The organism is Microbacterium sp. C7(2022) (assembly GCF_028823665.1).
In the GTDB taxonomy this organism is placed as follows: Bacteria; Actinomycetota; Actinomycetes; order Actinomycetales; family Microbacteriaceae; genus Microbacterium.
In genome coordinates, this window is the sequence record NZ_JAPEHV010000002.1 from 387082 (window position 1) to 399822 (window position 12741).

The 12741-nt window shown below is 65.5% G+C and carries 12 protein-coding genes and 1 tRNA gene; 5 read left to right on the forward strand and 8 right to left on the reverse strand.

Annotated features, from left to right (window positions below; genetic code table 11):
- Positions 1-155 precede the first annotated feature (155 nt).
- A complete protein-coding gene (locus tag ON062_RS03930; protein WP_274645813.1) occupies positions 156-278 on the forward strand; it encodes a hypothetical protein in 123 nt (40 codons plus the stop codon).
- 112 nt (positions 279-390) lie between these two features.
- The gene (gndA, locus tag ON062_RS03935; RefSeq protein WP_274645814.1) at positions 391-1839 is read left to right on the forward strand and encodes an NADP-dependent phosphogluconate dehydrogenase; all 1449 of its coding nucleotides are present in this window, start codon (positions 391-393) and stop codon (positions 1837-1839) included.
- A 96-nt stretch (positions 1840-1935) separates the two neighbouring features.
- Here the strand turns inward: gndA and ON062_RS03940 are convergent, their stop codons facing one another.
- Together ON062_RS03940 and ON062_RS03945 are read right to left on the reverse strand one after the other, a co-directional pair.
- On the reverse strand, positions 1936-2661 hold the full coding sequence (locus ON062_RS03940; protein ID WP_274645815.1) for an ABC transporter ATP-binding protein: 726 nt from the start codon (positions 2659-2661) through the stop codon (positions 1936-1938).
- 63 nt (positions 2662-2724) lie between these two features.
- Positions 2725-4182, reverse strand: a complete 1458-nt coding sequence (locus tag ON062_RS03945) for an ABC transporter permease (RefSeq protein WP_274645816.1) — start codon at positions 4180-4182, stop codon at positions 2725-2727.
- Between the two features lie 180 nt (positions 4183-4362).
- On the opposite strand from ON062_RS03945, the gene ON062_RS03950 reads away from it, so the two are divergent.
- Positions 4363-5091, forward strand: a complete 729-nt coding sequence (locus ON062_RS03950) for a response regulator transcription factor (RefSeq protein WP_274645817.1) — start codon at positions 4363-4365, stop codon at positions 5089-5091.
- Positions 5091-6638: a cell wall metabolism sensor histidine kinase WalK gene (locus ON062_RS03955; protein WP_274645818.1), complete on the forward strand. Its 1548-nt coding sequence runs from the start codon at positions 5091-5093 to the stop codon at positions 6636-6638. Before ON062_RS03950 ends, ON062_RS03955 begins: the two co-directional genes overlap by 1 nt.
- On the opposite strand, the gene ON062_RS03960 is transcribed toward ON062_RS03955, so the two are convergent.
- The 6 genes from ON062_RS03960 to ON062_RS03985 all read right to left on the reverse strand — a co-directional run bounded on the left by ON062_RS03960 (position 6632) and on the right by ON062_RS03985 (position 12153).
- Positions 6632-8185, reverse strand: a complete 1554-nt coding sequence (locus tag ON062_RS03960; protein WP_274645819.1) for an FAD-dependent oxidoreductase — start codon at positions 8183-8185, stop codon at positions 6632-6634. The two genes, ON062_RS03955 and ON062_RS03960, sit on opposite strands and share 7 nt — an antisense overlap.
- A 102-nt stretch (positions 8186-8287) precedes the next feature.
- Complete coding sequence (locus ON062_RS03965; protein WP_274645887.1) at positions 8288-9160, reverse strand: FAD:protein FMN transferase; 873 nt, start codon at positions 9158-9160, stop codon at positions 8288-8290.
- Between the two features lie 10 nt (positions 9161-9170).
- Positions 9171-9611 (reverse strand): FMN-binding protein, encoded by a 441-nt coding sequence (locus ON062_RS03970; protein ID WP_274645820.1) that lies wholly within the window; start codon positions 9609-9611, stop codon positions 9171-9173.
- Entirely contained in the window at positions 9608-10645 is a 1038-nt protein-coding gene (locus ON062_RS03975; RefSeq protein ID WP_274645821.1) for a ribose-phosphate diphosphokinase, read from the reverse strand. Before ON062_RS03975 ends, ON062_RS03970 begins: the two co-directional genes overlap by 4 nt.
- A complete protein-coding gene (gene glmU, locus ON062_RS03980) occupies positions 10617-12080 on the reverse strand; it encodes a bifunctional UDP-N-acetylglucosamine diphosphorylase/glucosamine-1-phosphate N-acetyltransferase GlmU (protein ID WP_274645822.1) in 1464 nt (487 codons plus the stop codon). The genes ON062_RS03975 and glmU overlap by 29 nt, the downstream gene beginning before the upstream one ends.
- A 1-nt stretch (position 12081) precedes the next feature.
- Positions 12082-12153: transfer RNA gene (locus tag ON062_RS03985), tRNA-Gln, on the reverse strand.
- 90 nt (positions 12154-12243) lie between these two features.
- Between ON062_RS03985 and ON062_RS03990 the strand changes: the two genes are divergently transcribed.
- Entirely contained in the window at positions 12244-12741 is a 498-nt protein-coding gene (locus ON062_RS03990; protein ID WP_274645823.1) for a MarR family winged helix-turn-helix transcriptional regulator, read from the forward strand.

Below are 12741 nucleotides of genomic sequence, written 5' to 3' on the forward strand. Positions count from 1 at the left end.
AGGAAAGCCAAGGGCCTCGTTCACCGCGTCGATAACGGATGCTCTCGTCGCCTCGAAAGGCCGACAAGCGGCATCCCTCGCCGAAGTACAAGACCCGAGTCTATCAGGCGCCCCGCTACGATTGAGACGGCCCGCTACCGCCACGGAGGATTCACATGGACTACGGCTTCTGGACGCACGCACTCACCTGGATCATCGGCGGAGTCGCCGCGCTCGGCGCGGTCGGCACGGTGTTGGCCTTCTGGTCGCTTGGACGCCAGGCCTATCGCAACGACTAGAGCGCCCTCTGCGCCTCACATCGTCATACCCGGGCACGTGAGCAGCACGCCATCCGGTGTAACACAAGCGCACCAGACTCTAGGCTGGAACAGACCGACGACAGGAGTTTGAGTGACCGAGCAGGCAGCAAATATCGGCGTGGTGGGGCTCGCGGTGATGGGGTCGAACCTCGCCCGCAACCTCGCATCACGTGAGGGCAACACGGTGGCGGTGTACAACCGCTCCCGGTCGAAGACCGACGAGCTGGTCGCCGACCACCCCGAAGCGGAATTCGTTCCCGCGTTCTCGTACGACGAGTTCGCCGCGAGCCTGCAGAAGCCGCGCACCGCCATCATCATGGTCAAGGCGGGTGGACCAACCGACGCCGTGATCAACTCCCTCGTCGAGGTATTCGAACCCGGCGACATCATCGTCGATGGCGGGAACGCGCTGTTCACCGACACCATCCGCCGCGAGAAGGCCGTACGCGAGACGGGTATCAACTTCGTTGGCGCCGGTATCTCCGGCGGTGAAGAAGGCGCACTGCTGGGCCCGTCGATCATGCCCGGCGGCTCGGATGAGTCGTGGGTGACCCTCGGCCCCATTCTCAAGTCGATCGCCGCTGTCGCCGAGGGCGAGCCCTGTGTCACGCACGTGGGCCACAACGGCGCCGGTCACTTCGTCAAAATGGTGCACAACGGCATCGAGTACGCAGACATGCAGCTCATCGCCGAGGCGTACGACCTCATCCGCCGCGCGACGGGAAAGTCGCCCGCGGAAATCGCGGATGTCTTCGCAGAGTGGAACAGCGGCGAGCTCGACAGCTACTTGATCGAGATCACCGCAGAGGTCCTGCGTCAGACGGATGCCGAGACCGGCAAGCCGCTCGTCGATGTCATCCTCGACCAGGCGGGCGCAAAGGGCACGGGCGCGTGGACGGTGCAGACAGCACTCGACCTCGGGGTTCCGGTGTCAGGCATCGCCGAGGCTGTCTTCGCCCGCTCGCTATCGAGCCACCCTGAACAGCGTGCCGTATCCGGCGGACTGCCGGGCCCGGCCGACGAGCTTTCGGTTGACGATGCAGATGCGTTCATCGAAGACGTTCGCCTGGCTCTCTACGCATCGAAGATCGTCGCATACAGCCAGGGCTTCGACGAGATCCGCGCCGGTGCTGCACAGTACGACTGGCAGATCGATCTGGGTGCGGTGTCGAAGATCTGGCGCGGCGGCTGCATCATCCGTGCGCAGTTCCTGAACCGCATCGCCGATGCGTACGCCGAGACCCCGGACCTTCCCGTCCTGCTCACCGCGCCGTACTTCGTCGAGGCTCTCGGCCGCGCTCAGGCGTCGTGGCGTCGTATCGTGCAGCTCGCTGCTGGCTCGGGCATCCCTGCCCCCGCGTTCGCATCGTCGCTTGCCTACTACGACGGCTTGCGCGCCGAACGGCTCCCCGCGGCTCTCGTGCAGGGTCAGCGTGATTTCTTTGGCGCTCACACCTACAAGCGCATCGACAAGGAAGGCACGTTCCACACACTGTGGTCCGGCGACCGCACCGAGATCGAAGCAGAAGACACGCACTGACCTCATGTGAGGTTCGCAGTAGAAGATGAGCCCCCGTCACTTGGGCGGGTTCTCATCGCTGAGCACAGGGTGCCGCACGACGCCGCAGGTTCAGGGTCAGCGGGTGATATCGGTCACCTTTCCGCGATCCAACCGGAGGCGGCGCTTCGCACGTTTTGCAACCGCCGAATCATGCGTCACGACGATCAGCGTCAGTCCCTCCGCACACAGTGCTTCGAGCACCACCAGGATCTCGTCCCGCATGCTTTCGTCCAGGTTGCCCGTGGGTTCATCCGCGAGCAGAACGCGCGGGCGCTTCACGATCGCTCGCGCAATCGCCACGCGCTGCTGTTGACCGCCGGATAGTTCGCTCGGTCGGTGGTCAGCCCGCTCAGCGAGACCCACGCGATCCAGCGCCTCCGTGACCCGCTGCCGCCGCTCATCACGGTGCAGCGACAACGGCTCGAGCGCCATGTCCACGTTCTCCGCGGCTGTCAGGGTAGGGATCAGGTTGAAACCCTGAAACACGAACCCGATCTCGTCCGCCCGAACGCGGGTGAGCTGTGCGTTGGAGGCGCGTGCGAGGTCGGTGTCACCCAGCATGACCGAGCCGCTCGTCGGGCGGTCGAGCGCACCCAATAGCTGAAGGAAGGTGGACTTACCTCCACCCGTCGGCCCCTGGATGGTGACGAAATCGCCTTGCTCGATCTCAAGATCGACTCCGGCGAGCGCCTTCACCACCCTCGCCTTCTGCTGGTAGGTGCGGGAGACCCCGCTCAGTCGGTAAAGCGCCGCGGGCGCGGCATCCGCTTTCGGATACTCATCTGCAGCGAGCAGGGTCATGTCGTCTTCTCCTGTTTCAGGTGTAGCGAGAGGTGTCGCGGTGGGCGTGTCGGAGTTCATCGCTCAGCCCACCGAACGCAGTGCTTCGGCCGGACTGAGTCGTGCCGCTCGCCACCCGCCGAATACGCCGGCGAGCGCACCGCCTGCGACGGCGATTCCTATGGCCAGCACAATCACGGCCGGAGTGAACGGCGCGCTGAGCACGATGTCGGAGCTGCTCTCGGCGAGAGCCTGACCGAAAGCCCCTCCCCCGGGACCTGACTGTCCGCCCGGCCCTGCGGGCATCTCACTCGCCGTCTGGGCGACCGAGATCGTGGGAGCCAGTGCGTTGATGAGGACGATGCCCACAACGCCCAGAAGCAGACCGAGCGCGCCACCGATCAGGCCCTGTGCTGCGGACTCGCCGGCGACCTGTCCGACCACGCGCGAATTCGACCAGCCGATGGCCTTGAGCGTGCCGAATTCGCGAGTACGGCGTGACACACCCGAGATAGTGAACAGCACCGCCAGCACCAGCGCTACGGCGAGGACGATGATCGACAGCCACGTGCCCAGGTTGGTGATGAGGGCGGATGCCGAAGACAGCGATCCGGACACGGTCGAGGCGAGATCCGACTGCGAGCTGACCGTGGCATCCGGCACCTCGTCCTGGATCGCCTGCTGGACCGTGGCGATCTGGTCAGCGGACTCTGCCTGGACGTAGATAGTCGACACGGCGTCCTCGAGCCCTGCAAGGTTCTGTGCGCTATCGAGAGGAAGGTAAACGTTGGCCGCGGTGTCGGCTTCGTTCGAGGTGGAACCGACGATGCCGACGACCTCGACAGTGGATCCCCCGACGTCGATCGAGTCGCCGACGGAGAGCTCCGCGGTCGACGCGTACGTCGCGTCGACGACAGCGACGAGCTGGCCAGCATCGCTTGCATCCAAGAGTCGACCATCAGTGACCTCGACAGCCGACAACGGGCCCACGGCCGTCGTGGTCGTGTCCACACCCAAGACGGTGAACGAATCGAGATCGAAGGCACTGCCCCCCGCGCCGTCTGGGCCGCCGGTGGGTGGGGCCTGCCCCTCGCCCGGTTCCCCCTGTTGCATCTGCGACCGGTCGGGCATCTCGCCGGAGAAGGTGGTGTTCGTCAGTGACAGGGCAGCAGATGTCGCCGCGACTCCATCTGTGGCGGCCACACTGTCGACGACGCTCGAGCTCAGCGTTCCGCGGAGAAAGTCCGCAGAAAGCCGGGACTGACTGATCGACGTCGTGCCATCGGTTGTCTCGCCAGCCTCGTCGTCGAACTCAAACCGCGGTCCGCCGCCCTCGCCAGGCTCGGCAGTTGCACCTGTCACCGTCAGGTCGGTACCGACCCCGTACACCGACTCGAGTGCCTGGGCTTGGGCATCCTTCACCCCCGCTGACAGGGAATTGACGATGATGACCAGCGCGATGGCGACCGCGAGTCCCGCAGCCACGATCGCTGTCTGTTTCTTGCGTCCGGCGAGTTCTCGCCGGAGATAGGTGCCGTACATACTTCCTCCTGATGGGCGTGAATCGCCGTCAGGCAGACGGTACGAACTCCGATGATGGGAACGCGAAGAACCGGTTATGAGGACCCTATGAATGCTTCTCCTCACGAGGGAAAGCCGATTCACAGGTGCCACATAGACAGCACCATAGAAAGTTCATAGAAACTTGCACAGAATGGCCTTATGACCACCCCCGCTGCGTCCCTCACCCGTGCCGATGGCTCACCCCTGCGCGTTCTCGTCGTCGACGACGAGGCGATGCTGACGGATCTACTATCCATGGCGTTGCGCATGGAGGGATGGGTCGTGAAAACGGCGAGCTCGGGCTTCGAAGCGCTCCAGGCTGCTCGAGAGTTCGCGCCCGACGCGATGGTGCTCGACATCATGATGCCCGACCTCGATGGCATGTCTGTCCTGCACCGGCTGCGCCAATCCGGCGACGATGTGCCCGTGCTCTTTCTCACAGCCAAGGACTCGGTGTCCGACCGTGTCGCGGGCCTGACAGCCGGTGGTGATGACTACGTCACGAAGCCCTTCAGTCTCGAAGAGGTCGTCGCGCGACTGCGGGGCCTCATGCGGCGGGCCGGCACCGCGCAAATGAGCGGCACCGATCACATTCTTCGGGTTGCAGACCTCACGCTGGACGAGGACAGCCACGAAGTCACGCGCGGCCAGACCGAGATCGAGCTGACAGCCACCGAGTTTGAACTGCTGCGGTTTCTCATGCGCAATCAGCGACGGGTGGTCTCGAAGGCACAGATTCTGGATCGCGTGTGGGATTACGACTTCGGCGGCAAGTCCAGCGTCGTAGAGCTGTACATCTCATACCTGCGAAAGAAGATCGATCACGGCAACGAGCCCCTCATCCACACCGTGCGCGGCGTCGGATACATGATCAAGGCGCCGCAGTGATGGCACGCGCGTCGGCGGAGGCTGTTGCCAACCCGCCCGAGACGCGAGGGCGGCCGCCGTGGACGCTACAGCGGCGCTTGATCGTCACAATTGTCTCGATCGTTTCGATGATCCTGGTGTTCGTCGCAATCACGATGAGCGCGATTCTCGGGCAAGTGCTCGAGGGGCGGCTGAACAGCCAGCTCGATGCGACGACGCAACAGACCGCCAGCCGAATTCAGCCCATGCTGTTCACCGGCCAGTCGGCAGCCGAGATCCTGACCCAGATGCCCTCGCAGCCCGGACTCCTGCTGGCGGTCGAGACACCCGTCGGCGGGGCCTCTGCGGCAGTGATGGACGCCGATGGCGTGGTCGTCTCGCTGAACGATGAGCAGATCGACGAGCTGGTGGAAGGTCTCCGCGGCGACGGACCGCTCGTCATCGACATCGAAGGTCTCGACACGTACCGAGTCAAGGGCGTACCGGTCGGCCAATCTGTGGTGTTGGTCGGCCTTTCACGGTCGGACGTGACCGCGACGATGGGACAGATGCTCATCACGATCGGGCTGCTCACGGCCGGCGGGTTGATCCTGCTCGCTGCCGCCACGGCCTGGACGATTCGCGCGGGCCTTGCTCCCTTGCGCTCAGTGGCCGACACCGCAGAGCGTGTGGCTACGCTCCCCCTCGATCAGGGCGAAGTTCGCATCACCGAACGTGTGCCCAGCGAGCAGTCCGACCCCCGCACCGAGATCGGGCGCGTCGGTGCATCCCTCAACGTCCTCCTCGACCATGTGGATGACTCGCTGACCGCGCGCCAGCAGAACGAAGAGCGGATGCGACGATTCGTCGCCGATGCCAGTCACGAGTTGCGGACGCCGCTCGCGTCGATTCGCGGGTACTCCGAACTGTCGTTGCGCGCGCTCACGCATCCGCAGCCGGCCGACCCTTCGTGGGCAACGGAAACGACCATGCAATCACTCGATCGCATTCAGGCACAGTCTCTGCGGATGACGGCGCTCGTCGAAGATCTTCTGCTTCTCGCGCGTCTCGACGAAGGCCAAGAGCTCGTAAACGGCTCTGTCGATCTCACGCGACTCGCCCTCGAAGCCGTCGGTGATGCACGCCCAGCGGGGCCGGACCACACGTGGCATGTCGACGTGCCCGACGAACCCGTCTCCATCACCGGCGACGCAGCGCGGCTCCATCAGGTTGTGGCGAACCTGCTCGCGAACGCGCGCACCCACACGCCCGCTGGCACCACCGTGACGCTCAGCGTCGAGAGCGACGAGAAGGGCGCAACCCTGCGCGTGCACGATGACGGGCCCGGCGTTGATCCGTCGCTTCGCGATGAGCTGTTCGAGCGATTTGCCCGCGCAGACCGATCACGCGCTCGCCAAACCGGTGGGACGGGCCTCGGGCTGTCGATCGTGCGAGCCATCGTGGATGCGCATCACGGGCGCATCCACGTGGACAGCCGCCCCGGCGACACGACCTTCGAAGTCACGCTGCCCGCACAACCGCCGCGCACCGAGGGCGACGGTCCCCGCGCCGAGGACAGCACTCAGTAGCCGCTGAACGCGTCGGTCGTGATCGACGCTGCGCGCTCGAGTGCGGGCGCGAGGTCGGCGATCAATCCCGGCGGCCCCGACGCGTATGCGTGACGGCGCGCGATGTCGGGAACAACCCGCAGCAGCCCCTCGGCGTCCAGCCGCACCCCGTCGGCCCACGTCCATTGCGGCGTGAGGCCGGCGGGTTCGTCGCGCGTGAAAACGACGACACGAACGCCCGCAGCCTCGATCTCGTCTCGAAACGCCAGTTCTGCCGCTTCCGATGCCACATAGACGAGCACGATGTCCCGCTCGTCTCCACTGCGCCGAAGGTGGTTCAGTTGCGATACGAAAGGCGTCACGCCGATGCCTGCCGCGACAAGCAAAATGGGGGCATCCCGGTGGCCCGGCAGCACAAAGTCGCCCCACACCCCGGTCACCGGCAGAGCCGTCCCCGGTTCGACCTGGGCGAGGGCACGCTTGTACGAACTCTGCGATCCCTCTTTGAATGCGACGCGCACGGCCGGCAACTCCTCGGGCGAAGAGACGATCGAAAACTCCCGTCGCGTACCGCGAGCATCGGGATGCCGGTGCGGAACTTCGAGTTCAAGGTACTGCCCCGCGGTGAACCGGAACTCGTGCCGCGCACGAAAAGTCACCTGGGTCACGGTGGGCGTGAGGCGCGCGCGCGAATCCAAGGTCAGTGTCACGGCCGTGCGCACGGCCAGCGCAAATGCGACGGCGTTGCCCACCAGGAGGGCGCGCTCTTGTCCGAGCGAGATCGCCCCGACGTCGATTGGCCAGCCCGCGAGAACGCCGACGACCGCGGCAACCACGAGTTGCTGCCAGCGTCGAGGCGGCAGCGTCAGCGGCTCGGAGAGCATGAACGCTCCCAGGAACAGGAACGGCGACGACCAGAGCATCGCGGGAATGATCGTGCCGAGCTCGACGTCGAGTCCGGCCGCCTGATACTGCAGCACCGTTCTCACAGTCGCCACGACCACCGCGATGGCGAGGAACAGCGATACCACTCGTATCTTCTCCGTGCGCCACAACACGGCAAGTCCGAACGCGATGACAGGGACGGCGAGGGCTGGCGTGCCCACCCACCACGAGGTGGCACCCAGAGCTGGCCACAAGATGGAGAGCAACGTCAGCACGGTCGCCCCGACCGCCGCCGGGTTGAAGATGTGGCGACCGCGCCAGGCCAAGAGATACTTCGAAGCGGATGCCGCCACCGCAGCGATCGCGATACCCACCAGCGCGACAACATCGAGAGTCGGGCGCAGGATGAACAGCAGAATGTGGGCGGTGATGAGCGACGACTCGATGCGCCACGGCAAGCCGAGAAGACGCTGAGACGCGGCATCCACCCCCGCGCACACGGCGCACAGCACCGCCAAAGTCACAACCAGTTCGAGCGGTTCAGGTACGACCAAACCCGCGAACGAGAGCAGGAAGGCGATCACTGCAAGAGAGGCGAGAAGTGTGTAGACCAGGCGGTACATCGACACTCGGCCGAGCAGTCCGAACACGCGCGACCAGAGTGCTGTCAGTGTGCTCAGCATCAGATGTTTCTCCGCACGCTCATCGACGCAAGCGGTCGAGAAGATCCGAGGGTCGAGGCATGCGTGTGGGTCACCCTCCCACGCTAGCGCTGGATGAATGCGTCAGGCCCGAATGAAGAGTTCGGCATCACACCCGGGCGACCACTGAAGACGCCCGTCCGTCAGCATCCTCACCCACGAAATCCCCCACTCGTGGGCGAGTGCCGGCCCGCCGTCGAAGAACAGCGCCGTCGCGGCCCCGTCCGCGTGCATCGCGTCGCGGCCCATCGCCCATGTAGCTGCCACTTTATCCACCGGCTCACCCGTGCGTGCATCAAGAACGTGATGCAAGCCGTGACCCCACGCGCGGCGGTTCACCGCGGACGCGCACAGCGCGGCATCCGCTACCGTCCACACTCCGATCGCGCGCCCGGCGTCATACGGATGCTCGAGAGCGATGCGCTCGGCGCACCCACGAACGCGCACGTCGCCACTGGCGTCGACAGTGACCGCGCCCGGATGCCGCGCAAGCGCAGCACTGACGAGATCAACCAGGCGACCCTTGCCGAGGGCGCCCACGTCGACGCTCACGGGCTGAGTCGCTCGAAGCACTCCGTCGCACCACGACAGCAGATTGCCCCAATCATGCGGTGCCGGTATTGCTCCCCTGTCGACAAAGGACAGCACCGCGTCGTACCCGCGGCGAGCGATACTCTCACCGACGAGCGGATTCACCGCCCCGTTCGTCGCGGCCGACAGCGCTGTGTAAGCCGTGAACATCGCGTCGACGTCCTCCCCGGCACGCAACTGCCCGGCGGCGCGCGAGAGAGCCGAGACGACCGAGTCGTCGCGGAAGCGAGACCACGTCAGGTCGAAGTCGTCGATGAGCGCCAGGATGTGCGCGCGGTTACTGTCAGAGACCCGAACATCACTGTCGATCGTCCAGCGGGTTCCGATCGCGTCGAAGACCCATGTGTTCTCAGCTCGAGTTACCAGACCTCTGCGCTCACTGCGCCGCGTCGGACTTGATGGCCTCGATCGCCTGGTTGAAGCCCGCGCTGGTCAGGGATGAACCGGCGACCCGACTCACCGAGAGTTCGTCGATGTCTTGCCCGACCACGACGTCGGCGATCCCGCCGATGAACTCCGCCTGGTACTGCTCGGACTCGCGCTTCTGCGGGTCCCCCGTGACAGCGACGTCGGTGACCACGTCGTCGACGAGCGTCACCGTCACCTCGATCGTCTCGACGGATTCGGGTGTCGCGTACGAGCCCTCCGCCGTGTACGTGCCGTCAACGTACGAACCGCTCCCCGAGCTCGTCGAATCCGACGTGCTCGACCCTGTGTCCGTCCCCACCGACTCGGTTGAACTGTCGGTGGCCCCGCACCCCGCGAGCACGGCAACTCCCGCAATGGCAGCGAACGCCGCGGCAGTCCGCGCGGTCACGCGGCCCCGTCGAACATGCTGGTGACCGAGCCATCTTGGAAGACCTCTTCGATGGCGCGTGCGAGAAGGGGTGCGATCGGCAGGATCGTCAGCGCCGGGAAGCGCTTCTCGTCGGGAATCGGCACGCTGTCGGTCACGACGACCTCGTCGATCGCCTCGCTCTGCAAACGCTCGGCAGCCGGGTGGCTGAAGATCGCGTGGGTGGCGGCGACGATGACCCGCTTGGCGCCGTTCTTCTTGAGCGCTTCGGCCGCCTTCACAATCGTTCCGCCCGTGTCGATCATGTCGTCGACGAGCAGACATACACGACCGTCGACGTCACCGACGATCTCGTTGACGGTGATCTGGTTGGCCACGTTCGGGTCGCGCCGCTTGTGGATGATCGCCAGCGGTGCTCCGAGGCTGTCCGACCAGGTGTCGGCCACTCGGACGCGACCGGTGTCGGGCGACACCACGGTGAGAGCCGCCCGGTCGTCCGCGCTGAGCGTGCGCTGGAAGTACTCCAACAGCACGGGCTTGGCAAAAAGGTGGTCCACGGGGCCGTCGAAGAATCCCTGGATCTGCGCAGCGTGCAGATCGACGCTCATGACCCGGTCTGCACCGGCGGTCTTCAGCAGATCAGCAACCAGGCGGGCGCTGATCGGCTCACGACCACGGCCCTTCTTGTCCTGCCGGGAATACGGGTAGTAGGGCGCCACGACCGTGATTCGCTTCGCCGACGCGCGCTTGGCGGCATCGAGCATGATCAGTGTCTCCATGAGCCACTCGTTGACGGGGGGCCCGAAGCTCTGGATCAGAAACAGGTCGCACCCGCGGATCGAAACCTCGAAGCGCGTCAGAATCTCGCCCGACGCGAAGGTGCGGTATTCCGTGGGGACGAGTTCGGTGCCGAGCGCGTTCGCTACCTCAGAAGCGAGCTCAGGGTGCGAGCTTCCGCGTGCGACAACGAGCCGCTTCTTCGTCTTGGCCTCGAGGCCAGGAGCGATGTCGTTGTCGCGATCGAGGTCAACGGTCTTCTTCTTCTTGCGCGCCATCGTCCGCTTTCTGTGCGGACCGAGCCTTGGCTACGGCTGCTGCCGCCCCGGTTCCCGGTCTGTTCTGCTCGACCCACCCCTCGACGTTTCGCTGAGGAGCCACGCTGATGGCCAACGCACCAGGGGGGACATCTTTACGGATGACCGCCCCCGCGCCGGTCTTCGCGCCGTCACCAATCCTAACGGGAGCAACGAACACGTTGTGGGATCCCGAGTGCACCTCGTCCCCGATCACAGTGCGGTGCTTGGTCACGTCGTCGTAGTTCGCGGTGATCGCACCGGCTCCGAGATTCACGCCGGTGCCGATGGTCGTGTCTCCGATGTACGACAAGTGCGGCACCTTACTGCGCTCGCCGATCACCGAGTTCTTGGTTTCGACGAACGTCCCGATCTTGCCCGCGGCACCCAATTCGGTTCCCGGTCGCAGGTAGGCGAACGGCCCGACCGTGGCGCCCGCCCCGATGACGGCGAGCGTGGCGTCCGTGCGTCGAACGGTGGCGCCTTCGCCGACTTCACAGTCGACCAGGCTCGTGTCGGGGCCGATGATTGCGCCGGATGCCACGGTGGTAGCACGCAGAATGTGGCTACCCGGCAACACCGTCACGTCTGCGGCGAGGCTCGCGTCCGCATCGATCCACGTCGTCGCCGGATCGAGAATCGTGGCTCCCTCGAGCTGCCAGTGACGCACAATGCGCGCGTTGAGGATGCGTGCGGCCTCAGCCAACTGGACGCGATCGTTGACGCCGAGCGCCGTCGATGCATCGGGCGCGAGCGTCGCACTCACCGTCAGCGATGCCTCACGCATCAGCCCGACGACATCGGTGAGGTACATCTCACCCTGTGCGTTGTTCGTGCCCACTTGTGCCAAGTGCGCGCGCAGAGCGGGCGCGTGGAAGACGTAGACGCCCGCGTTGATTTCGCGAACAGCAGCCTCGTCTGGTGTGGCATCCTTCTGTTCGACAATGCGGGAAACGGATCCATCCTCGCCCCGAACCACCCGGCCATATCCGGTCGCGTCGTCGAGCAGCGCGCTGAGGAGCGTCGCTCCGGCCGCCGTCTGTCGATGCGTGGCGAGGAGATCGTGCAGTGCATCAGTCTCGAGCAGGGGGACGTCTCCACTGAGCACCAGTACGTCGCCCTCGAATGCGCCGAGGGCGTCGAGGGCGACCTGGACGGCGCGACCGGTGCCGGGGATGTCATCCTGATCCACCACGCGGGCGTCGGGCACCGCTGCGACAACCGACGCCGCCACGAGATCGCGCTCGTGACGCACGACCACGGTGATGCTCTCGGGCGAAAGTTCGCCTGCGGTGGCGAGCACATGGCCGATCAGCGGTCGTCCGCCGATCTGATGCAGCATCTTCGGCAACGTCGACTTCATGCGCGTGCCCTGTCCGGCAGCGAGGACAATCACGGCAAGCGGCGTACCAGTCATGCTCCGCCGCCAGGACTCGAACCTAGACTTCACAGCTCCAAAGGCTGTCGTGCTGCCATTACACTACGGCGGACCGCCACCGAACGGTGACCGCCTCTTAGTCTGCCAGATCCCACCGGGGTCCCCGTGACGCGGCCGCCATGCCAACGCCGATAATGGACGCATGCGGCCAGAAGCAGACGAAGTCGACCGGATCGTCGAGGCGTGGGGTTCCCAGCGCCCCGACCTCGACTTCTCGCCCCTGGGGGTGTTGTCTCGCGTCGACCGGCTGTCACGGCACCTCGATCGCGCACGTCGCGACGCGTTCCGCCGGAGCGAACTCGAGCCCTGGGAGTGGGACGTCCTGTCCGCGCTTCGCCGCGCGGGCGAGCCGTTTCAGCTCAGCCCGAAACAGTTGCTGCAGCAGACGCTCGTCTCCAGCGGCACCATGACCAACCGCATCGACCGTCTCGTGGGACGCCGTTTGGTGCGGCGCGAAGCCGACCCGGGTGACGGCCGCAGCGTCCTGGTGACGATGACCGACGAGGGTCGCACGCGGGTGGATGCCGCCATCACCCGGCTCGTCGATGCTGAGGCACTCATCCTCGATGCCCTCTCTCGGGCCGAGAGTGAACGACTTGCGGCGCTGCTGCGCAAGCTGAGCGTCGGCTTCGACGCCTGA